Origin of the sequence: Nostoc sp., assembly GCF_036917935.1 — a bacterium.
Taxonomy (GTDB): domain Bacteria; phylum Cyanobacteriota; class Cyanobacteriia; order Cyanobacteriales; family Nostocaceae; genus Nostoc.
The window spans coordinates 30,948-54,725 of the sequence record NZ_JBALEL010000054.1; the positions used below are offsets into that span (position 1 = coordinate 30,948).

Below are 23,778 nucleotides of genomic sequence, written 5' to 3' on the forward strand. Positions count from 1 at the left end.
GCACCCGTCCTATATTCAGGGCGGACAAGATGCCCACCCCACAAGATGGATAATTTATTTCTTGTCAGTCCCTAATCTCTTTAGTCTGTGTTCTCTGCGTCTTTGTCGTTAAATAAATTACTTTTAAACCACTGTTCGTAGAGAGCGTCATTTTGAATTTTGAATTGTTAGGACTTTGTTTTTGATTAAAAAGTATTGAATGGAGTTGACAAATTCTTCTAATTCTAAAATTAAGTTAGTAGTATCTCTAAGGTCTTGTTCGCTAGCTAGTTGCTCTAGTTTGTCAGCGGCTAAGTACATAGCTCTGGCTCCAATGTTGGCACTAGCACCTTTAAGGTGATGAGTTTCTCGCGCTATTTGCCCAAAGTTATAAGTCGCGATCGCAGCTTTAATTATCTCTAAACGGGGTTTCATATCTTCAACGCATATTTGCAATAGATTTAATTCAAATTCTTGATCGTTTCCCGATATCTGATGCAAGTGTTCCCAATCAATTACTAAGTCAGTGTAAACTGTCTGTTCATACACAGGTGTCTCTTGTTGGGAAACGATCACACCTGTCCAATGCTCTAAAGTCGCAGCCAATTGTTCTTTAAAGACTGGCTTACTCAAATAGTCATCCATTCCAGCATTTAGACACGTTTGTTGGTCTTCTTTCATCACATTAGCTGTCATCGCAATCACCACAGGACGATGACCCAGGGCAAAAGCGTCTTCTTGCCAACGATGAATTTCTTTTGTGGTTTCCAAACCGTCGAGAATTGGCATTTGGCAATCCATTAAAATCAAATCATAAGGAATTTTTTCTAATAGCTGCAAAACTTCTTTTCCATTGGCAACGACATCGGCTTTGTAGCCCAAACTCTGGAGTTGCTTCAGGGCTACTTTCTGATTCACCAAATTATCTTCGGCTAAAAGAATTCTTAACTTGGATTTAGTCGCAAGCTTAGGGGAAGAGGAAGTAAAAATACTTGAAGTTTCTCTAGTCGGAATTTCTTCTGTAGCCTCTAGCCTCCTGCCTTTAACCCCTTGTTCTGATTCTGGCTGAGTTTCTAAAATATTTATGATGGCATCAAAGAGTCGTGATGGCTTAATGGGTTTGACTAAATAAGCAGCAAATCCGATTTTGAGCGCCTGTTGCACTTGCTCCCGTTGATTAGTAGAGGCGAGCATAATCAAAGGTATCTCAGCAATTGCAGAATTGGCTTGAATTTGTTCTTTTATTGTCATGCCATAAGTTTGGGGTATTTGCATATCAACCAAGGCAACATCATAAGATTTTCCCTGCTCACCAGCTTGCTGAATAACTTTAAGGGCCGTAGCAATACTGTCAGCTTGATCTACCTGCATTCCCCAATGAGTAGCTTGATGGTAGATGATTTTGCAATTAGTGGCGTTGTTATCTACTATTAACAAGCGGCGATTGTGCAAAAGTCCGCGTTCGGATTTTGGCAAAACAGGCTCAACAAGCTTGGTAAAAAGCACCTCAAACCAAAACTTAGATCCTTTCTCCATCTGACTTTCTACCCCAATCACTCCTCCCATCAAGGTTACAAGTTGTTTACAGATAGCTAATCCCAAACCGGTACCACCATACTTGCGAGTGGTCGAAGCATCCACTTGGGTAAATGGCGTAAAGAGTTTGCGTTGGTCTTCAGGGCTAATGCCAAGACCTGTATCTGTGATGGCAAAATGGATGGTGGCTGTAGTCGAGGAAAGCGAACGCAATTCGGCTTGTACTAATACTTCGCCAGCACTGGTAAACTTGATCGCGTTGCTGATTAAGTTCATCAGAATTTGCCGCAGCCTACCAGTATCTCCTTTGAGGTGGGTGGGAACGTTGTGATCAATCAGTGCGGCAATTTCTAATCCCTTGTTATGGGCTGAGGGAGCCAATAATTCCACCACTTCTTCTACACAAGTGGATAGGTCAAAATCTAGAGTTTCGAGAGCCATCTCTCCAGCCTCAAGTTTGGAAAGATCCAAAATCTCGTTAATTAAACTTAAAAGGGCGTCTCCACTACTACGAATTGTTTCCATAAAATCTCGCTGTTCTGCGTCTAAGGGAGTATCTAACACTAAACTAGTCATCCCCAACACAGCGTTCATCGGAGTGCGAATTTCATGACTGATATTTGCTAAAAAGGCACTTTTTGTCTGAGAAGCTAATTCGGCTTGGCGACGGGCAATTTCAAGTTCTTGTCGCTGACGAGTTTCTGCTGCTAATAGTTGGGCTTGGGTTAAGGCAATACCGACTTGATCGGCTATTTGGCGCAAAAGATGAGTTTCAAAGCTAGACCAGTGGTGGGAATCGTCACACTGATGAACTATGAGCAAACCGCGAAGTTCTTCTTTGACAAGAATGGGCACAACCAAATTGACTTTCACCCCAAACTGTTGCATTAATTCTAGATGGCTTTGTTCAACTTCCAACAAATCCAAGTTAGCCAGTCCGAAAATCTTACCTTGACGGTACTGTTGTAGATAGTACTGTTGTAGATATTCCGCTTGGAAGTAGGGGGCGGCGTTGTCTTGCTCTTTGATTGCTGGTAAGCCTGAAACAACTGCTTCAATAACAGTGTTTGCAGACTGATCTGGCATCAGCTGATAGATCAAAACTCGGTCAGTCTGGAGAATCTTTTGTACCTCCTCGACAGTAATTTGGAGAATTTCTTCAATTTGCAAAGACTGGCGAATCTTCAGGGTGATTTCGGTAAATAGTTGCGATCGCAAGTTTTGGCGTTGTATTTCTTCTTCAGCCTGTTTACGCTGGATAAATTGCCCCACTTGCTCACCGATAGAATTCATCATTTTGACCAAATCTTGGTCAGATGGCTGGATTTCACGGTTGAAGCAGGTAATGACACCGATAATTTTGTTACCGCTACGGATCGGAAAACCAAAAGCTGCGTGTAGTCCTACTTGAGCAGCAATTTTGAAGTTAGGGAAATTAATCTCTTTAACGATATCAGCAATCCAAACAGCTTCCGAGCTAGCCCAAACCCGACCAGGTAGTCCAATTCCTCGTGCAAAGGTGGTTTGCCGCTTCAGTGTTTCAAACTCTTGCATCTCAAGGAATGGTTTATGCCATATATCGAGAAAACGCAACACATTTGCTTGCTGATCCACCATCCAAATTTCACCCAAATCCCATCTCAAACTCTCACAGATCCCTTGGAGGATTTGGCGAGTAGCTTCGCCGATCGTGGCGGACTCTGCTAAGACGCGGGTTGCAGCATATTGTGCAGTTAGATGCTGTTGTGCGCGTTTGGCATCAGTGATGTCAATGCCAGTGCCAACGATGTATTCAACACAACCCTCATAGTCTTTTAAGGTGGTATTTGACCAGGCAATCAGCCGCCGACTGCCATCTTTCATTAGCCAATAGTTTTCATAATAATTGGAAGGTTGACCAGATCGTAACTGCTCAAAAACTGCTTTGATCGGCTCCACATCTTCAGGAATGAGGAACAAGTTCCAGCAATACCTACCCCTCACCTCATCAAAGGAGTAACCCGTTATTTGCTCACAAGCTTGATTGAAGCGAAGGATTTGTCCTTGAGAATCGAAAACTATTACCAACGCACCGACTGTATCAAGGACTGCTGAGATAAAGTTGCGTTCTTGATTTAAGGTTTCTTCTGTCTTCTTCCGCTCAACAACCTCACGATAGATGAAATAGTAGACTACAGCAAGAAGGATAAAACTTAGGCTGATAGCGATCGCAAGTATCAGAATTGTGTTGCGATTTCTGGCTTGTTTTGCTTGTGATTGCTGCTGAAGCCTCCCCTTTGCCTCGTTTTCCATCTCATTGATCGTCTTGCGGATATCATCCATGAGATTTTGTTGCTCGTTTCTTAGTAATACTTGCAACGCCGCCTCTAATCCCTTGTTCTGGCGCAAGTCGATAGTCTGTTTTAGTTCAGTAAGTTTAGCCGTTATCAGAAATTCAAGCGTTGCAATTTGCTTTTGTTGATTCGGTTGATCTGTTGTTAAACTCTTCAGCTTGGCAATTTCTTGATCGACGTTACTAAGTGCTGTTTGATATGGTTTTAGATAAAGTTTTTCTCCAGTGAAGATGTAACTACTTTGTCCAGTCTCAGCATCCTTGATCTGGGACAGTAGTTCTTCTAGGCTATCTACTTGGTTATCAGTGTTTTTTATTATACTGCGATTATTAGTAAATCCGGTTGTATTTTGATAAGAAACCACTCCAATCAGAACTAAAATTACCGACGACAAACCAAAACCTGCTGCAATCTTTTTGAAAAATTGCTTGCGTACCCTCTGCGCCTGTTTGCTTTTCTTGGTAACAAGTACCAAACTTGCTAAATTTCGCCGCAATTCCAGTTGCTTAATGACTTGACGACCTAATGTTCGTAATGCCTCCAGTTGTTCTAGAGTAAGTTCTCGTGGTACGTAGTCAATTACACACAGGGTTCCGAGCGCGTATCCTTCAGGGTTAGTCAGAGGTACACCAGCATAAAACCGAATATTTGGGTCAGATGTTACCAGTGGGTTTGTAGCGAACCGTTCGTCATCTGTTGCATCAGGCACAACCAAAACGTCAGGCTGTAGAATAGCATGGGCACAGAATGCCAAATCTCGGTGTGTTTCTAGGGCATCCAAACCGACTTTTGACTTGAACCACTGGCGATTTGTATCAATTAAGCTAATTAAGGCAATAGGAGTCTGACAAATATACGAGGCTAAACGGGTGAGGTCGTCAAAAGCGGCTTCAGATGGCGTATCCAGAATCTTATACTGTAAAAGCGTCTCAATTCTCTGTGCTTCGTTATCAGGTAATGGTGCTTTCATCCTTGAGCCTTATCTACATTCTGAGGAGTGGGGAAGAAGCAGGGAGCAAGAATTTTAGATTTTAGATTTTGGATTTTAGATTGAAATTTAATCCAAAATTTAAAATCCAAAATCCAAAATTGAATTGCCCAATGCCCAGTTCAACAAACTTACTTTAATTAATTAATTAATGACAATAGTTTAGTTAAAAGCGTTAGCGTAATTTTACGGAGTTCAACGTTATTAAATAATGAGTCAAATGATTAAGTCTCTGCTGTATTTTTGGTGGGCTGGTTTATTTGAAATTGGGGGCGGCTACTTGATCTGGTTGTGGTTGCGCGAAGGTAAGCCTTTCTGGTGGGGCATATTGGGGGGAATTGCTCTAGCTTTCTATGGGGTTCTGGCAACTCTCCAACCGGCAAATTTTGGCCGAGTGTATGCAGCTTACGGTGGCGTGTTTATCGCAATGGCAATGCTTTGGGGTTGGAAGGTAGACGGGGTAACTCCAGACCGCTACGACTTAATGGGAGTATGTTTAGCTTTAGTAAGTGTCTTAATTATCATGTTTGCTCCCAGAACTTAAGTAAAATTTCTAGATTATTTTTGACCAATAGTTTTATATGGTATTCCCTTTTAAACAGATAATAACCTCACGCAAAATTGCAAAAGTTTTTTAGCAACTAACCTGTGAAAAGTAGGCATCTGGATATGTACGCGTTTATACCGGAGATATGAAGAGAACTCATGATAGAGCTTGCAACTACATGAAGTACACTCCCCCGCCCAACGCAGGGGCTTTTCTTAGTCAGGAGAGAGTGGGCGAGATCGCGCGGGTGGGGTATTTTTTTGATTTATCCAAGAAGTCTATTTAGGTTTGTAACAGTAGGTAAGGGACTGACAAGAAATAAATATATCCATCTTGTGGGGTGGGCAGGAAAGCCCGCCCTGAATATAGGACGGTGCGGACACCCATCCCACAAGAGAATTTGGGATGTTTTTTTATTTGTCAGTCCCTAACTAAAAATTTGGAATTTTGTCGGGGTTGAATAAAATGCTATTCTTCAAAAAAAAAGATGCAATGTCATGATTGCGTGCGTACACCCTGATTTAAATCTTGGTAACAACGATCGGGATTATATTTTTGTTAACATTTCAAGAAAATTCAGGTTAAGTAACTTTCAAGACAAAAATGTGTCAATAAAAGTAATCAAATGTAGTTCAGTATACAAATCGTTGGTGCTTAGGAAGAAAAAGAAGTGTTGAAGAAAGTTGTGATGATTGGAGCTATCACTCTGCTGTTTTTGGGAGTACCGCTGATGGGCAATGCTTTCGCCCAAACCCCAGCTGCTGCTCCACCTGCTGCTGATACTGGAGATACGGCATTTATGCTGATTTCAGCAGCACTCGTGCTACTAATGACACCAGGATTGGCGTTTTTCTATGGTGGATTTGTGCGATCGCGCAACGTCCTAAACACATTGATGATGAGCTTTGTGTTAATGGCGATCGTCGGAGTTACCTGGATTTTGTGGGGCTATAGTCTTTCCTTTGCGCCAGGTTTACCGTTGATCGGTGGATTGCAATGGTTCGGGTTGAATGGTGTCGGGTTAGAGACTCAAGGCTACTTGCCGCATCTGCCTTACGAAGATGCGCTCAAAGCAACAGACTCCAAATATGCTGATGTTGTCTCTTACGCCGGAACCATTCCCCACCAGGCGTTCACGATTTATCAAGCCATGTTTGCCATTATCACCCCAGCCTTAATTTCTGGGGCGCTCGTTGAGCGGATGAGTTTCCGCGCCTATTCGCTGTTTGTGCTGCTATGGTCAACCTTTGTTTACGCCCCCCTGGCCCACATGGTATGGGCGAAAGGTGGATTTTTAGGTTTGTATGGCGGATTAGGTGCCCTGGACTTTGCAGGTGGCACAGTAGTTCATATTAGTTCTGGCGTTTCTGCTCTGGTAGCAGCGATCGTCCTTGGGCCTCGGAAAACCCATCCCGATCGTCTTAGCCCGCCGCACAATGTTCCTTTCATTTTATTGGGTGCTGGCTTGCTGTGGTTTGGCTGGTTCGGTTTCAACGCTGGGAGTGCTTTATCTGTTGCCAGTGGAACTTCTGGTAACTTAACAACAAATTTAGCAACAACAGCCTTTGTTGCCACCAATACAGCGGCGGCGGCGGCGGCTTTAATGTGGCTAATTTTGGAAGCAGTTTTACGGGGTAAACCGACCGCAGTGGGAGCGGCTACAGGAGCCGTTGCTGGTTTGGTGGGCATCACCCCCGCCGCCGGATTTGTCACACCGTTATCAGCGATTTTAATTGGTTTCATCACCGCCTTTGTTTGCTTCTATGCTGTGAGTTTCAAGCACAAGCTAGAAATTGACGATGCTTTAGATACCTTTCCCGTGCATGGCGTTGGTGGAACAGTGGGGGCAATTTTAACGGCGATCTTTGCCACGACTCAAGTCAACGGAGGCGGTAAAGACGGAGTGCTGCGTGGTAATTTGGGTGAATTGGGAGTTGAACTCATCGCAATTGCCGTTGCTTATGCGATCGCAGGTGTTGGTACGTGGATTATTCTCAAGATTATCGATGCTACAGTCGGGCTGCGAGTTAAAGAGGAAGCAGAATTGCAAGGTTTGGATATCAACGAACACGGTGAAGAAGGTTACAATTCTGAGTTTGGCGATCGTCCCACTCAGTAGAGAGTGCTGAGTCATTCAATTTTGGATTTGAGATTTGAGATTTTTCTTTCAATCCAAAATCCAAAATCCAAAATTGGCAGAGTCAGAAGTCATTCAATTTTAGATTTTTCTTTCAATCTAAAATCCAAAATTGGGCTAATTTGCGATCGCTAGCGTTAAAATTTGATTCAAATAATTGGTAAATTTCGCTAGTCGTGTCTACTTCTTATAAAACCTTTCCTATCTGGGCATTTTTCTCGCTGTTAACCAACGGCATCCTAATGTTGGCGGTCATTCTGCTACTTTGGCAACAGCAGAGATTGGCCGCTTTTTTTGGGATAATAACATCTCCAGAGCCAATCAACCTGAACAACTCACGCCAAATTGCTACACCTGATTTAGGTCGCCGTCACCAACTCACTTATCAAGAGTGGGTAGACATCCTCAAGCAAGAAGCCAAGGTCGCCGCTGACCAACGTCCTCCACATTTAACTATCCTGGCGGGAGATTCGCTGAGTTTGTGGTTTCCCCCTGAGTTATTACCTGAAGGTAAAAATTGGCTCAATCAAGGAATTTCTGGCGAAACCAGCGATGGACTCTTGAAAAGATTGAAGATATTTGACCGCACTCAACCAGAGGTGATTTTTGTGATGATTGGGATTAATGACCTAATTCGGGGGATGAGCGACGAGGTAATTTTAGATCATCAGCGGCAAATTATCAATTACCTACGACAGACGCATCCGACAGCACAAATTGTTGTCCAATCAATTTTGCCACATGGGGCAGAGGAAGCAACTTGGAAAGGACGAGATAAACTTCTGGCTGTTGCCAATAGTCGCATTCGCGAGTTGAATCAGCAACTGCAAAGCATCTCTACCAAAAAAGGGATCAAATATCTCGATTTATATCCGCTGTTTACCAACAAGCAAGGAAATCTCCGCCACGAATTTACTACTGATGGCTTACACTTAAGTGCTGAAGGTTATATAGTTTGGCGTTCTGCATTGCAGATTTATAGTGAAATCGAATTAAAACCCCAGCAAGAAAAAGAGGAAAAAAGCTTAAAGGGAAAAGGTTAAAGGCATTAAATCCCTTTCCCTCTCTCTGGTAATATCTTTGAATACAACTCTGTATAATTCGCGTCTGGGCGCGAGAAAATAAGAAATAGTGGTTTAAGTAGACAAATCTAATGGATACAAAAGCTTTTAAACGCACACTCCAACATTCAGAAAACTACAATCGCAAGGGCTTTGGTCATCAAGCAGAAGTTGCCACCCAGTTGCAATCTGAGTATCAGAGTAACTTGATTCAGGAAATTCGCGATCGCAATTACACCCTGCAACGAAGTAATGTCACAATCCGACTAGCACAAGCCTTTGGCTTTTGCTGGGGTGTAGAACGGGCTGTAGCAATGGCCTACGAAACTCGTCAGCACTTCCCCACAGAACACATCTGGATTACTAACGAGATTATCCACAACCCTTCTGTAAATCAGCGGATGCAGGAAATGAAAGTAGAATTCATCCCCATTGAAGGAACTAAAAAAGACTTTTCTGTTGTTGGAACTGGTGATGTAGTCATATTACCCGCTTTTGGGGCTAGCGTTCAAGAAATGCAGATACTTCACGATAAAGGCTGCAAAATTGTTGATACTACTTGTCCTTGGGTATCGAAAGTTTGGAATACAGTAGAAAAGCACAAAAAAGTCGATTATACTTCCATTATTCATGGTAAATATAAGCACGAAGAAACAGTCGCTACTAGTTCCTTTGCTGGCAAGTATTTAATAGTGTTGAATTTGCCAGAAGCAGATTATGTTGCTAACTATATTATTAATGGTGGAAACCGTGAAGAATTTCTGACAAAATTCGCGAAAGCTTGTTCAGCAGGATTTGATCCCGATCGCGATTTAGAAAGAGTTGGCATTGCCAACCAAACTACAATGCTTAAAGGCGAAACTGAGCAAATGGGCAAGCTTTTTGAACGTACTATGTTAGAGAAGTATGGCCCCACCGAGTTAAATCAGCATTTCCAAAGCTTCAACACCATTTGCGACGCTACCCAAGAACGGCAAGATGCTATGTTGGAGTTAGTGGAACATAATTTAGATTTGATGGTGGTAATTGGTGGGTTTAATTCCTCGAATACTACTCAGTTGCAACAAATTGCCTTTGAGCGGGGAATTCCCTCTTATCATATTGATACTGTTGAACGCCTTCAATCAGAATCTTCCATTGAACATCGGCAATTAAATGGGCAGTTAATAATTACAGAAAACTGGTTGCCAGATGGAGAAATTGTTGTGGGAATTACTTCTGGTGCTTCCACGCCCGATAAGGTGGTAGAAGATGTGATTGAGAAGATTTTTACATTAAAAGCAACAGCAGCACTGGTTTAACAGTAGACCTCTTGCAAAAGTCCGTAACACCCTACCCCCAACCCCTCCCCGCTCTTCGGGAGGGGAGACAAAGCGTAGCTTTGGCGGGGTGGGGTTCAAATTTATTGATTTATGCAAGAGGTCTAGTAGTCTGTCAAATTCATTTTGACGGTTAGAGGATGTTTTAAAAGTATTTGGCTGTGATTTTAGGCACTTTGATCCCCCCTAACCCCCCTTAAAAAAGGGGGAACCGGAATCAAAGTCCCCCAATTTATCGGGGGATTTAGGGGGATCTAAAATGTTTTGATACCGACAAGAGGACTTTTAAAACATCCTCTTAGAGAGACGCGATAAATCGCCGTCTCTACAGGGAATTATCCGTCAATTAGTTCTTGACAGACTACTAGTTCTCAGAGGGACTTGCAAATAAAAAATATCCAATTACTTCTTGTAGGGTGGATAAGATGCCCATCCTACAAGATTGGATAATTTATTTGTTATAAATTCCTCAGTTATCGATTTGATTTTTGGCGAAATACCACACCAATATCAGTTATCAGTAACTAATCTTCAGTGTTTGAATAATTTGTGAGAAACTAAAACAAATGGCTGTTTATGAGCAAATTGGGCAAGGGTATGATTTGACTCGTAGCGCTGACCCTGATATTGCTGCACGATTAGCTGTTCACCTGCAAATTCAATCACATTCCTCATATCTAGATGTGGGATGTGGCACCGGAAATTATACACTAGCTTTGGCAAAACATGGTGGTGTTTGGCATGGAATAGATCGGTCAAAACTGATGATTGATGCTGCTAAAAATAAGAGTAATGCTGTAGCTTGGCAAGTTGCACAAGTAGAGTCGTTACCTTATACTGATAGAAGTTTTTCTGGTGTATTATGCACGCTGGCGATACATCACTTTGCTGCAATAATCCCTGCTTTTAAAGAGATTTACCGTGTCTTAGTGGCTGGCCATTTTGTATTGTTTACTGCCACACCAGAGCAAATGAGCAAATATTGGTTAGTCGAATATTTTCCAGAAGCTATACATAAATCTGCTGAACAGATGCCAAGTTTGGAAAAGGTCAGATATGCTCTCTATGAGGTAGGTTTTGACTCAGTAAATATCGAACCTTATTCTATTTCTAAAAACTTGCAAGACCTGTTTTTATATAGTGGTAAATATCGTCCTGAAATATATTTAGATGAAAATGTCCGCTCTGGAATTTCTACATTTGCTTTGCTAGCTTCTGCTGATGAAATCGCCGCAGGGTGTCAAAGACTAGCAGCAGATATCAATACAGGACGCATTACTGAGATTGTCAAAAAGTATGAAAACAATCACGGAGATTATTTGTTCATAATTGCCGATAAAGTCGAGCTAAAGGGTGAATAATGAGTAAGGTACAATAACCGCATCCTCAACCTCCTCCTGCAAGCGAGTAGGGGACTATGATGTACCTTACTATGATTAGAAAACGCTATATTTCTTCACACATCACGCGCTTTGAAAAAATTATAGATAGCAAGGCCAATAGCTAAAAGCAACACTGCATGAATTAGATTTCCGGCAATATGAAGTGCCAGTCCTAATGCCCAAAAAGCAACCAGTACAACAACAATACCCCAAAGTATACTCAACATATATTTGTTCTGAATCAAATCAGTTTTAATTTGTTCAAATATTTTACTCCCTCGCTTCACTTTTTTTCTATTTCCCTTAAAAAATATTACTTTGCGCCATAACTCAAACTGACTTGGTATGCTTAATCTTTCGTTACTATTTAATTAGATAAAGGTAGTTAGATAAAGGTAGCGGTTCTGAACTGTCAGTTACAGCAAATCGCAATCAAAGGCACCACGGATAAAAGTACTAAAACCAATGCTGGGCTTTATTTTAGAATTAATTTTTGTAGCGGGTTTGATAAAAAACTGCTGTAACTGCCCCATCATTATCTCAAGCGACATGATTGCTCTCTAGTCGGAGTCTCTTCGAGTTGCACCATTATCAGAACAGCGATCGCATCGCCTACTGTTGCAGATAAGTGACCTTTATGACCTTGTGCGTCTGCTTTTGTATTCTGGTCTTCTCCAAATGAAATTTCGCCAGGGGCGATCTCGACTGGCTGTCCGTCCATAGTCTCCACAAACCAGCGTCCCGACAGTGGGATGATCCACTAAGTCCTCAATTTGACAACGGGACTGGTAACTTATACCGTCGCAGTCAGTCCAGATGTGCCAGTAGTCAATTGTTGGTTTATGTGATGAGTTATTCGGCAGAAAAATGGCTATTTTTTCTTGTGTGAGTAAGGACTAAATTTCTTATTTTCTAAGCACTAAAGTGCTTACTACAAACCCTTAAAACTTAAAGTAATTGTTACTAATCAACCACAACCGTGTAATTGCGTTGTTGCCATTTACTACTTTCAATCCAGAAAAAGGTAAAGCTGATTGGCTGTTGCTGGTGATCAGAAACAGAAATATCTACAAAATTAACTCCTAATTTTGTGGAAGTAGAAAGCGTATCTTGTGTAGTTTGCCAATTATCATCTGACCAGTGCAATTGAAAAGATGCTAAAGCATGAATTCGCAATGTCTGACCTTTTTTAGCTTGGCTGATTTGTCGGTTAAACTTCCAAATTTCCAATGATTTACACTGCTTTCTTTCGCCTAGATAGCGATTTGCCACTTCTGGAATAAAATCAAACACCTGTCCATCATGATTTGACCGTAGCAGCTTAATATACTCTGCGTGCGCCCACATTAAAGGCATGGCAGAACCTGTTGGTTTTCCTAAATACATATAAATATCAGGTATATCTGCCTTATCCCAAACCTGTTCTGGTAGCAAACAAGTGTCTGAAGCAAATCCTTCCATCGCCTTGATATATGTTTTGACATCGCCACCAGCAGCTATTTCATAATGTCCTCGTTCTCCTGTCAAAAGAGGCCAAGCACGTCCCTCACCCCAACTGACATAAGGACTACCATCTTCTTGCTGACCGTAACCGTCGTGATTGTAACGATGCCAACAAGGCCCAACGGGTATGTCTACTTTCAAGATTGCATCAATTACTTTGACAGAATCAACGATAATCTGGTCATCAGGTTTGCGAATTCCATAGCGTACTAATTGTAGAAATCCGCCATCGACAATTTCCTTCGCTGGAAATTCTGCTGGTTCACTAGGTGGCTGACTACTGATCAAAAGAGTTCCTTGGTTAGGATTTTCATTAGGTTGAGGATTATTAATATCTGAAGGAGTTATTCGGATATAATGCCGTTTGATTCCAGGCACTAAAGTTCCTTCAGTAGTTACTGTCCAAGCTTCGATGTGAGATTCTAAAAAATCTGCGTATTCTTCTATAAACTTTGCTGTTGGTTCATCCCCACGTTCACGAACAAATTGAGCAGCACAGATTAAGGCGGCAATATTGGATGCTAGTGTTGATGGTGAATAACCGCTATTTTCTTCCCAGCGTTCTTGTTGGGTAGCCGGGCCGTGACGAATTAAATAACCCGCCGCCCGCAGAACCATCGGATAGATATCGAAGTTTAAACAAGTATTCTGTTGGTGCAATAGCCATGCTAGAAGAATCGGAAATGCTACCTCATCTAGTTGGATACCTTTCCAGTAAGGTTTACCATCAACCCAGAAATTTTGGGCAAAACCGCCATCTTCTTGCTGACTAGTGGCGAGATAGATGAGCGATCGCACTGCTGTTTCTGTTTGACCAGCAGCCACTAAACCTGATACACTGCTAACCATATCCCGCGTCCACACAAGGTGATACCCTCCTTGATCTTGGTCGTCCTTGGCTTCACCCCAAGGGATGGCAAGGGATGCAATCAACGCACCGGGATAAGTTTTGTCTTCATGTGCTAACAACAAATTAATGCTGTTGTGATACAACTTTCCCTCATCGTAGGAAACATTTTCTAAGGGTCGGAGATTGCGGCGCGATCGCTTCCACTGTTCGTTATATTGCTGCTTCTGCTGTTCAAAAGGAATATTGAGCGACTGAAATAGTGTGGAAATTGCATTGTGCAAATTGCTGCCAAATGCTACTCCTAAAGTAAACTCTTTAGTGCTATCTAGATTTAGTTCTCCTGTCAGACTAATATTGCCATCCACAGCACTATCAAACTCCCAATCCATCTGAAAATTGTCAGCTAAATCTGTCCAGCCATCACTTTGACCGACGTAACCACAGGAAAGGCGGGTAAAGGGAACTGTTGCACCCAGTGCCAGCCATGTTCCTTCTTTCTGGGCTATCAAAATACGATGCCCAGCAGCCTCTATAGCGTAACCATTATTACCCATACCTCCGAGTTCCAGATGCGGCGCACATAAAGCATATAAGTGAAGTTGGGAGATAAAATCGCGCTCTCCTGTTAATTTTGTGTGCTGTAAGATGCAGGGAAAATGCGGATCGGCAATCACTTCTTTGATTACGGCATAACGTCCTTGTGGATCGGAATTAGTGATGCGGTATCCTAAACCATAAGTCCACATCGGTTCCACTTTGGATTCGAGATGGTGTTTCTCTTCGTGAAAAAAGCTTTTTCCATCAGAAATTAGATACTGCAAATCTCGAATTTGGGGTCTGTCTACTGTGGGATGATAGACTTCAGTAACAACACCATTCCAGATCGTAAACCAAATGTTACTGGAGGTAGAGTAAGCTGTTCCGACTGCATCTTTATTCGCTTGAGTCCATCGAGGTTCAATACCCGGTGAGCCAAAAGCTTCTGCTTGACCAATAATCTTTACCATAATTTATTGTGCCGATCAGCTTTGAGTGTATTTTAAAAATGCTGTATTTGATATTTGTGTGATCAAAAATTTATTCAGAAGTTGGCGAAAATTTGCGAGTAGCAGTTAAGGATTTGGCTTCAATAAAAATTTGTTTGATTTCAGGGTGCTTTTGGCGAATTTTTACTTCTAAATTTTCTACAGTTAATGCTATCTCCTCACCTGTCAGATTTTTAGAAAATTGAATTTCTAAGTTGAGTAATACTTCCTGTGGAGCAAGCTGCATTGTTAGCACCCGGATAACTTCTTGCACTCCTGGTTCTGTTTTTGACAAAGAACGGATATTGGTTATAGTTTGAGGATTAGCACTTTCACCAACTAATAATCCTTTACTTTCTCTCGCTAGTACCACTGCTACTATAGCCAAGATAATGCCAATAATAATTGAGGCAATGCCATCAAAATAAACATTATTAAATAGATGTCCTAAGAAGATTCCGATGAAGGCAACGAATAAACCTAAAATTGCAGCAGTATCCTCAAATAATATTGTAAATACTGTGGGATCTTTACTGGTTTTAATTGCTTGCCAGAAATTTTGTTTACCCTTGGTCGGCAAAAACTCTTTTAAAGCTACAGTCCAAGAATAACCCTCCAATACCATTGCCATACCTAACACAATATAATTCCACATTGGGTTTTCTAAAGGGCTAGGATGAATTAAATGAGTGATTCCTTCATAAATTGACATACCGCCGCCAAGGGCAAAGATCAGGATAGCAACGATGAAAGTCCAGAAATAAAGTTCTTGACCGTAACCAAAGGGATGGCTATCATCTGCTGGCTTTTGACTTCTACGAATTCCCAGCAAAAGTACCAGTTGATCGCCAGTATCTACCACCGAATGAATCCCTTCAGATATCATGGCAGAACTGCCAGTAATGGAGGCGGCGATAAATTTAGTAATAGCGATCGCTAAGTTAGCACCCATCGCTACAAATATAGTTTTCTTAGATGAATCAGATGCCATAAGAGTAAATAATTAATTATGCAGAAACTTCTAATTCACCATCCAGATGGGTAACTTCCCATTAGGTTTGTTCGATATCGTGCCATTTTTGAAGTCCCGCATTGTTTACCAAAATGTCAACAGTGCCGAATTTCTCGATAGTCTGGCTGAACATCGCCTTTATTTCGTCTTCTTTGCTGACATCAGCTTGAATAGAAAATGCTTCACCATTAACCGCTTTGATATCATTAACAAGTTTTTGGGCTGACTCCCCTCCTGAATGATAGTTGATCGCGACTGCTGCACAGGGTAAAGCTAAATAGCGAGCGATCGCTTCACCAATGCCAGAACTAGCACCCGTCACAAGTGCTTTTTGACCTTTGAGCAGGTAAGGGGAATAGCTCATAATGCTTTCGATATTTTTAAAACTTGTATTCGTTGTGAATATCTGAAGATTTGCAAGACATTGATGATATTTTTGCTTTTTGGGCGTAGTATTAGCTTGGCGATTTAAATTGTAAAATCAGTAAATTGTTGATTAAAAAAGTTTTGCCTTTTTATTATATTAAGAAATATCTAGTAGTTTTATAATCTATCCAGAGAAAGATAAATAGCATATTTTTGACTCAATAATATTTCAATCATTTGTCATTTCTGTGACAAGAGTATGTTTTCTTTTTAAGATTTGTAAAATTGTAATTTTAAATTTCATATCAATCTCAAGAAAGATTTATGGTATATTCAGAGCATGTTGGGTTATTGGTTAAAGTAAAATTTTTAGTTAATCAATCTAAAATCTAAGAGGGAGCATCTCACCTTTGGAAATATACCTGGCGATTATAAATCGCGGCTACAGAAACTCTCGTCCGTCTACGCGTACTCAAGGAATTTTAAACCCAGGATCGGTAGCTTTTGTCTGTATAGCTGCGAATTCCATTCGCCAGGGCTAGGGGTATTTTTACAAAAGTGAGATACTCCGAATCTAAGATGACCTAAATAAAAAACCATATAATAAGACGTTAAAGCATTTTTAGCAGCCTCTAAAATGTCTGATTAGATTGACTGTTGTCAATTCCATCTAATCAAAAATAACCGTTTTTTAGTTTTTGTAAATGCCAATTGAGATATGATATCAACTAAAAATGTGGTTAGTTTAGTGAGTTTTGACATTTGGGAAAAATAATTACTGAAAAATAGTAAGTAGGGAAAAATTTTTATTTCAAAATTTACTTGAAAAACTTCAGTGCATCGTAAATTTTTAATGTTTTTTAATTGGTTTAGCTGTGGTGTTAGCACAGTATTCTTGAAAATATGAATGGTGCGTTAGGCGGGTGGCAATTCCATGCAACGCATCTACATATTTAGACCCATGAAGGAGAAAGCGATGCCTGCTCTGTCTCTGAATAACCAAAACTTACCATACCCTGACCCTCTACACCCGATCATCGTCCATTTCGTAATCGCGATGGTGCTTTTTTCTTTCGTGTGCGATGTCCTGGGTTATTTCACCCGCAACGTGCGTTTGTTTGAGGTGAGTTTCTGGAATATGTTTGTGGCCTCAGCAGCCATCTTTTTAGCGGTGATTATTGGTCAGTTTGAAGCAGGTCTGGCGAACATCTACCCAGCAGTCCAACCAACCCTGAATTTTCATACGGTGATGGGTTGGTCGCTGGCGGCTATTGTCGTCGCCATTACAGCTTGGCGCTTCGTGATTCGCAACAGCACCCCACGGAAAGTACCGCCTGCTTACCTTGGTGCTGCAACGTTTTTAGTCTGCTTAGTGTGCTTGCAGGTTTATCTAGGAAGCAAGCTAGTTTGGGTGTACGGGTTACACATCGAGCCAGTTGTGCAAGCGATGAAGCAGGGAGTTTCGCCATGAACTGGCAACTCATTGACCAGTTGAGATTGAGGCTGAATGCTAACGGATTACCTTACGAGATTCCGATACATCCGCAATTGGTGCATCTAACATTGGGTTTGTTCATTATTGCGATCATTTTTGATATTGCCGGAGTGCTTTTTGCTTTAGAAAAACCAATCTTCAAATTTTTAGGTCTGGCTACTCTCCGTTCTGGTTTCTTTGATGTCGGCTGGTATAACCTCATCGGGGCAGCTTTTATCAGCTTTTTCACCGTTGCAGCTGGTTTTTTCGAGCTACTGCTAGCAACTCCACCAGTCGATCAAAAGAGCGCTTGGGGGTTAACTGCTGGTTGGACAATGCTTTTGCATGGTTTGGGTGGGGTTTTGCTGTTGGGAGCGATCGCAGCCATGACAGTATGGAGAGGTTTGCAACGCTATCGCTGGCGCAAGGATGCTTCCAGGCAAGTGCAGTGGAGTTACTTGTTAGCAGGTATGGGAATATTGGCAATATTATACGCTCACGGAACTTTGGGAGCGCAATTGGGAGAAGAGTTTGGAATTCACGTTACTGCTGCAAAGTTACTCCAAGAAGGTAAAAACCCAAATTTACTACTCAAATAATCAAGCGGGAAGTACTCTTATATAAGATTATTATGTTTAGTTTTTTTGAATATGTACTAATAGCGTTTTATGTCGCAGGGCTACTAATTGTCAGTCGCTGGATTGGACAACAGGCATTTTCTTGGATGCCTCTCCAGGCGACAGCAGAAGCACAACGAGTAGATGATTTATTTAGCTTTTTAGTCTCAATTGGAGCATTTATTTTGCTGGGGCTGGTTGGTGTTATGGTGTATGCGATCGCCTTCCATCGCGCCCGCCCAGAAGACTACAGCGAAGGACACCCTTCTAGAGGTGATGGGAGGCTAGAAATATTGTGGACAGCGACGCCAACTTTGTTAGTAGTATGGATTGCCTTTCAAAGCTTCAATATTTATCAGCAATTAAATATTCTCGGTTTAAACCAAATTGTGCATTTGCACACACCCCTAGAATCTGCACCCGCCGACGCCGCAATCGTTAGCGATGTCCCCAAACCTGCATCTGAAACAATTGATGTTTTCGTTAAACAGTGGGATTGGTCTTTTCGCTATCCAAATAATCTTACCAGTAAGGAATTACACTTGCCGATCAATCGCAGCACTCGCTTAAATATGCAAGCACAGGATGTAATCCACGGTTTCTACGTTCCTGAGTTTCGCTTAAAGCAGGATATTGTTCCAGGGCGGAAGATTGACATTGTGCTAACACCCATTCGCCCAGGCAAATATCGGCTGAAAGATTCTCAATTCAGTGGTACTTATTTTGCCTTGATGGAGGCAGATGTATACGTTGAATCCCTTGATAAGTATAATCAGTGGCTCGCGCAAACAGTCTCTAGCGATCGCACTGTCGCTAAAAATCAGGCAGTTGCCGAATATATCCAACCACCAAAAACATTATTTAAAAGCGGCTGGTACACCGTCACACCTGCTCAACCTGCTGTAGCGAATCAAAGGAAGATAAATAATAATGACACATGATTTGAGTGAAGCGATCGCCAAGGATAGAGAACCTGAAAATGGCTGGCGGCAATATTTCAGCTTCAGCACTGACCATAAGGTGATCGGTGTTCAGTACATGGTGATGACCTTCATTTTCTTTCTTCTCGGCGGGCTGTTGGCGATGATTATCCGGGCTGAGTTGCTCACCCCGGAATCAAATTTAGTTGACCGCCCGCTCTACAATGGTTTGTTCACCATGCACGGGACAATCATGATTTTCCTGTGGATTATTCCCTTCAATGCAGGTCTTTCTAACTACCTAGTGCCGCTGATGATTGGAGCGCGGGACATGTCTTTTCCCTTGCTCAACGCCATCTCTTTTTGGATTTTGCCACCAGCCGGTCTTCTCCTACTATCTAGTTTCTTGCTACCTAACGGGACTGCACAAGCTGGCTGGTGGTCTTATCCACCAGTTAGTCTGCAAGTTCCAGCCGGTCATTTGATTAACGGTCAGTCTATTTGGATAGTTAGCCTAGTACTAATCGGCATCTCTTCAATTATGGGGGCTGTCAACTTTGTCACCACTATCTTTTGGATGCGGGCACCAGGGATGACATTTTTCCGAATGCCTGTGTTTGTTTGGTCGGTTTTTAGTGCCCAGTTGTTGCAGCTGATTAATTTGCCTTCTTTGACAGCTGCATTGATACTGCTGTTATTTGACCTATCCTTCGGTACACAATTTTTTAAACCTGAAGGAAGTGGCGATCCGATCATTTATCAACATTTATTCTGGTTCTACTCTCACCCCGCAGTGTATATCATGGCGCTACCAGCCTTCGGTATTATTGCGGAAGTTTTGCCAGCCTTTTCTCGCAATCCTCTATTTGGTTATCGGTCAGTTGCGATCGCATCTTTAGGTATCGCCGTAGTCAGCATCTTCGTCTGGGTGCATCACATGTTCACCAGTGCTACCCCCGGTTGGATGCGGATGACCTTCATGGCCACCTCAATGTTAGTTGCCATACCCACTGGTGTTAAAGCATTTGCTTGGACTGCCACAATTTGGAGGAGCAAGTTGCACCTAGAGACACCAATGCTATTTGCGATGGGAGGTGCAGCGATGTTTATTTTTGGCGGTGTCACTGGTGTGATGCTTGCCGCCACGCCATTTGATATCCACGTCAATAATACTTACTTTGTAGTGGGTCACTTCCACTACATCGTTTTTAATACCATCACAATGGCAATCTTTGCAGCTATTTACTTCTGGTTTCCCAAGATAACTGGAAGGATGTACGCCGAGGGTTGGGGTAAGCTGCATTTCTGGTTGACCTTTATTCCTGCCAATATCACCTTCTTCTCCATGCACCCATTAGGTTTACAAGGAATGCTACGCCGAGTTTCCTCCTACGATCCCCAGTATCAGGGATGGAACGTGATCGCTAGCCTGGGGTCATTCTTGCTGGGAGCATCCACGCTGCCGTTTATTGCTAACATTGTCGGTTCCTGGCTATATGGAGCCAGAGCAGTTGATAATCCCTGGCACGCGACAGGATTGGAATGGACAACTTCTTCACCACCTCCGCGAGATAACTTTGAAGAGATTCCTGTTGTCAACAGACCTCCTTACGATTATGGCGATCCAAAATACTCATTCGTGGAAAATTCTGATAATGATGAGTGACGAGTTAAACCAATTTAAATTAAGTAAGTTTGTAGGTTGGGTTGAGGCTTTGCGAAACCCAACAAAACCAGGGATTCTTGGTGTTGGGTTTCGTTCCTCAACCCAACCTACACCTAATATGGTTCTATGCAACCTCACAGATAATCGGTATTAGACGAATTTTAATTACGAATTATGCAACGTCGCATCATCCATATAGATGAAAGTCCGATCCGTTTTGAGGGGTGGCGGCGACGCCTACCAAATTGGTTACAGCGTTTCTTGCCAAGTGGTGGCGGGAGTCATGAAGATCATCATGGCAAAGGAATGTTCGGGTTTACTGTATTCCTATTGTCAGAAAGTATCATTTTTTTGAGTTTTATCTTTACTTATGTTGCTCTGCGACTGAATACTAGCAACTGGCTACCACCCGGTATTTCTGGGCCAGAATTGTCTAAGCTCGTGATTATTAATACAGTAGTATTACTTTCTAGTAGCTTTGTTATTCAACCAGCAGAAAATGCCCTCAAGCGTAATCAACTCAGAAAATTTCGCTGGCTATGGCTGATAACGATCGCAATGGGAACCTACTTTTTAATTGGTCTATTAATTGAGTGGAAAAATCTGGATTTCAAGCTCACTACAGGATTAGTTGGTTCCACATTCTATTTGCTGACAGGTTTCCACGGTTTACACGTTCTGGCTGGTGTAGTGCTTCAGATAATTATGCTGATTCGCTCATTCATTCCAGGCAATTATAAGAAGACTCACTTCGGTACAAGTGCGACTACTTTATTTTGGCACTTTGTTGATGTAGTTTGGGTCTTCCTTTTCTCGCTTATTTACCTTTGGCGGGCATAAAGATTTTCAGTTCACCAAGTATTTTCAGGAGTAACTTTATGAATTTATTCATCCAAGAACTACCAACCTCAGAACTCGCCCCAAAAGCAGTTCAAGAAACTCCCGCACCAGGTAAAGACCCACTCATTGCACAAGGTTTACAAAAAGAGCAATATATTGGCATTATTGGGCTAGCGATCGCTCTAATTGCTGCTGTAGGATTTTTTAGTCGCAGAGTCGAATACGCTATTGGTTTTGCTTTGTTTCTTAGTGTCATTTTAATTGCGTTATTTTTATTCATATAGCTAGCGAATTTGTCATTTGTAAATACAAATAACTAATAGAGATATGAGTGAAAATAAATCAGGACTTACGCAAACAATAGCCGAAAAGAGTGATTTTTAGGTAAGGGCAATTCATGAATTTCCCCTACCGCGTGTAGTTTTGCATAAGTCCTATAAATTCGCAGTGAAGCTTACCCCTTAATGACGAAACCCCAGCACGAATTACAAAAGCAATTGCAAACTCTTTAAACCACAAGCCTTTGGGCTTTTCTTAGTGCCATTCGTTTAAATTGTACGATAGGGCTGAAACGAAGATGGGGTAAGCTTTATAGCAATTGTATGTTTAGCTACAACAGTACTTATTTGGTCAAGTGGGAAAAGTAGGAAAAGTGGGAAAAGTAGGATCTTTTGTAGGAACCCTTGATTATCATGTTGATAAGCTTTAAATTAGTGCGTAGTACATAGTCAAATTAAAATTTTGGCAGATGATAAAAGTTCCTTAATTCACAAAGAACTTGTGACAACCATCTTAACCACTTCCCCATGTCTTGCGTTTATACCCGCTCTAAAAGGAATTATCTCTTATTTGATAATTAATGCAAGAGAGGTATAGCACACTTAAGCACACAGATTGAAAACAACCAAAAAGAGTAAAACAAAATGTTAAAAATATTTTCAACAAAGAAACAAGCAACAAAACAAGCACCCACAGTCACTCAAGAAGATTGGGAATTGTTTGAAGAACTAGAATTGTTTGAAGAACTAGATGATGCTGATTTATTGAGTGTATTTGGCGGAGATTCAAGTGCAGAAGGTGCTGCTATTGGTAGTCCTGGAGTTCTTTCGGGGAACCTTATTCAAGTACCCGTTCATGTACCCGTTAACGTTTGTGGTAATACTATCAATGTAATTGGTCTACTTAACCCAGCTTTTGGAAATACTTGTGTAAATGCGTAACGATTTGCACTCTTTCGACTATTACGATTAAATGGCGATCGATCGCAAGCATTATGTATTCAATTTCTCTGATAAGTTCTTTGATGTCTGCTATCACAAACACTTAGGAGAATTATGACTTATGACTAACAACAAAAAAGTCTGGAAACGCCCTCAACTGGAGCAAGCAAAGCAAATGCAAGTAGACAAATTCCAAATCGACGAAATCGATTACTTGAAGGAACTTTCTGATGGTGAACTAGTTGCTATAGTAGGGGGAGCAAAAACGGTGTTGGCAGGCGGAATAAAGCAATTAGAAACGCATTTAGTGGATTTGGAAGCACAATTAGAAAAATTGAATCCACAAACAGAAGTGGGGAAAGCGTTGTTGAAATCGTTAGAAACTTTAGTTAAGGCTGCCGAAGCCTAGTTGGAAGAAGAGATAAGCTGATTATCTGAAGGTTAGACTAAATAATGAAAAATAGGGTGTAATTGAACACAAGTTTCCTATTAGCAGACGAGAGTTGAACCACCAACTCTCGTCTGCTAACATCAAAAGTACCAAAATAGAATCAATATAATTTCTATTAATGAACGAAGGAAGTTATGACAAACATTAAAATTGCTGACTTGGAAACTAGCTTGTTTGAAGAATTGAGTGATGCAGAATCAATAGCAGTAGTAGGAGGAATTGGTAATGATAATGGTATAAACACTGTGAACGGTAATGCAGCTGTTCAAATATACGGAAATCAAGCTACTCTCGGCGACATATCTCCTCAGCTTGGATTGATTCAAGGAAGTTTCAACCTCAACACACAAGCGAAAGGAGATGAACCCCTGTCACATATATTAGATAATATACCAGTTTTGTCTGGAAATGGTTCTCTCGGTAGCTGAAACGTAGATAGTATATATCTAATAAGAAATCATCTTTTTACAAATAGAGAAAGTGGTTGCTATAGTTAATCATTTTCTCTATTGGTAAAAATTTAGAATTGGTTTTAAGTTTTACCTTAACAAA

General features: G+C 41.5%; 20 protein-coding genes. 14 read left to right on the forward strand and 6 right to left on the reverse strand.

The features are described from left to right. Positions 1–147: 147 nt before the first annotated feature. Positions 148–4,818 carry a GAF domain-containing protein gene (locus V7K62_RS23180; protein ID WP_334868234.1) on the reverse strand — a complete coding sequence of 1,557 codons (4,671 nt, stop codon included), beginning with the start codon at positions 4,816–4,818 and terminating at the stop codon, positions 148–150. 238 nt (positions 4,819–5,056) lie between these two features. Between V7K62_RS23180 and V7K62_RS23185 the strand changes: the two genes are divergently transcribed. The 5 genes from V7K62_RS23185 to V7K62_RS23205 all read left to right on the forward strand — a co-directional run bounded on the left by V7K62_RS23185 (position 5,057) and on the right by V7K62_RS23205 (position 11,261). Further along, entirely contained in the window at positions 5,057–5,380 is a 324-nt protein-coding gene (locus V7K62_RS23185) for a YnfA family protein (protein WP_334868495.1), read from the forward strand. Positions 5,381–6,053: 673 nt separating this feature from the next. Beyond that, the gene (locus tag V7K62_RS23190; RefSeq protein WP_334868236.1) at positions 6,054–7,502 is read left to right on the forward strand and encodes an ammonium transporter; all 1,449 of its coding nucleotides are present in this window, start codon (positions 6,054–6,056) and stop codon (positions 7,500–7,502) included. Positions 7,503–7,696: 194 nt separating this feature from the next. After that, entirely contained in the window at positions 7,697–8,563 is an 867-nt protein-coding gene (locus V7K62_RS23195) for an SGNH/GDSL hydrolase family protein (RefSeq protein WP_334868238.1), read from the forward strand. A 110-nt stretch (positions 8,564–8,673) separates the two neighbouring features. Next, positions 8,674–9,882, forward strand: coding sequence for a 4-hydroxy-3-methylbut-2-enyl diphosphate reductase (locus V7K62_RS23200; protein WP_334868240.1), 1,209 nt, complete (start codon positions 8,674–8,676; stop codon positions 9,880–9,882). A 584-nt stretch (positions 9,883–10,466) separates the two neighbouring features. Further along, positions 10,467–11,261 carry a class I SAM-dependent methyltransferase gene (locus V7K62_RS23205; RefSeq protein WP_334868242.1) on the forward strand — a complete coding sequence of 265 codons (795 nt, stop codon included), beginning with the start codon at positions 10,467–10,469 and terminating at the stop codon, positions 11,259–11,261. Positions 11,262–11,356: 95 nt separating this feature from the next. Here the strand turns inward: V7K62_RS23205 and V7K62_RS23210 are convergent, their stop codons facing one another. The 5 genes from V7K62_RS23210 to V7K62_RS23230 form a co-directional block, all read right to left on the reverse strand. After that, positions 11,357–11,509 carry a lmo0937 family membrane protein gene (locus V7K62_RS23210; protein ID WP_334868244.1) on the reverse strand — a complete coding sequence of 51 codons (153 nt, stop codon included), beginning with the start codon at positions 11,507–11,509 and terminating at the stop codon, positions 11,357–11,359. 308 nt (positions 11,510–11,817) lie between these two features. After that, a complete protein-coding gene (locus tag V7K62_RS23215) occupies positions 11,818–12,003 on the reverse strand; it encodes a hypothetical protein (RefSeq protein WP_334868246.1) in 186 nt (61 codons plus the stop codon). A gap of 242 nt (positions 12,004–12,245) precedes the next feature. Beyond that, positions 12,246–14,642: a glycoside hydrolase family 15 protein gene (locus tag V7K62_RS23220; RefSeq protein WP_334868248.1), complete on the reverse strand. Its 2,397-nt coding sequence runs from the start codon at positions 14,640–14,642 to the stop codon at positions 12,246–12,248. Between the two features lie 70 nt (positions 14,643–14,712). Continuing rightward, the gene (locus V7K62_RS23225) at positions 14,713–15,651 is read right to left on the reverse strand and encodes a cation diffusion facilitator family transporter (protein ID WP_334868249.1); all 939 of its coding nucleotides are present in this window, start codon (positions 15,649–15,651) and stop codon (positions 14,713–14,715) included. Positions 15,652–15,712: 61 nt separating this feature from the next. Beyond that, positions 15,713–16,036, reverse strand: coding sequence for an SDR family NAD(P)-dependent oxidoreductase (locus tag V7K62_RS23230; RefSeq protein ID WP_334868250.1), 324 nt, complete (start codon positions 16,034–16,036; stop codon positions 15,713–15,715). Positions 16,037–17,014: 978 nt separating this feature from the next. Here V7K62_RS23230 and V7K62_RS23235 point away from each other — a divergent pair. From V7K62_RS23235 to V7K62_RS23275, 9 genes are all read left to right on the forward strand, one after another. After that, on the forward strand, positions 17,015–17,509 hold the full coding sequence (locus V7K62_RS23235; RefSeq protein ID WP_334868252.1) for a DUF2231 domain-containing protein: 495 nt from the start codon (positions 17,015–17,017) through the stop codon (positions 17,507–17,509). Beyond that, positions 17,506–18,111, forward strand: a complete 606-nt coding sequence (locus V7K62_RS23240; RefSeq protein ID WP_334868254.1) for a DUF2231 domain-containing protein — start codon at positions 17,506–17,508, stop codon at positions 18,109–18,111. The genes V7K62_RS23235 and V7K62_RS23240 overlap by 4 nt, the downstream gene beginning before the upstream one ends. 32 nt (positions 18,112–18,143) lie before the next feature. Then, on the forward strand, positions 18,144–19,070 hold the full coding sequence (locus tag V7K62_RS23245; protein ID WP_334868256.1) for a cytochrome c oxidase subunit II: 927 nt from the start codon (positions 18,144–18,146) through the stop codon (positions 19,068–19,070). Then, on the forward strand, positions 19,060–20,715 hold the full coding sequence (locus tag V7K62_RS23250; RefSeq protein WP_334868258.1) for a cytochrome c oxidase subunit I: 1,656 nt from the start codon (positions 19,060–19,062) through the stop codon (positions 20,713–20,715). Before V7K62_RS23245 ends, V7K62_RS23250 begins: the two co-directional genes overlap by 11 nt. Positions 20,716–20,889: 174 nt before the next feature. Further along, positions 20,890–21,555 carry a cytochrome c oxidase subunit 3 gene (locus V7K62_RS23255; protein ID WP_334868260.1) on the forward strand — a complete coding sequence of 222 codons (666 nt, stop codon included), beginning with the start codon at positions 20,890–20,892 and terminating at the stop codon, positions 21,553–21,555. Positions 21,556–21,593: 38 nt separating this feature from the next. Beyond that, positions 21,594–21,839, forward strand: coding sequence for a hypothetical protein (locus V7K62_RS23260; RefSeq protein WP_334868262.1), 246 nt, complete (start codon positions 21,594–21,596; stop codon positions 21,837–21,839). Positions 21,840–22,478: 639 nt separating this feature from the next. Next, positions 22,479–22,775, forward strand: coding sequence for a chaplin (locus V7K62_RS23265; RefSeq protein ID WP_334868264.1), 297 nt, complete (start codon positions 22,479–22,481; stop codon positions 22,773–22,775). A 121-nt stretch (positions 22,776–22,896) separates the two neighbouring features. After that, positions 22,897–23,184, forward strand: a complete 288-nt coding sequence (locus V7K62_RS23270) for a hypothetical protein (RefSeq protein ID WP_334868266.1) — start codon at positions 22,897–22,899, stop codon at positions 23,182–23,184. A gap of 176 nt (positions 23,185–23,360) precedes the next feature. Beyond that, complete coding sequence (locus tag V7K62_RS23275) at positions 23,361–23,654, forward strand: hypothetical protein (protein WP_334868268.1); 294 nt, start codon at positions 23,361–23,363, stop codon at positions 23,652–23,654. The last annotated feature ends 124 nt before the right edge of the window (positions 23,655–23,778 follow it).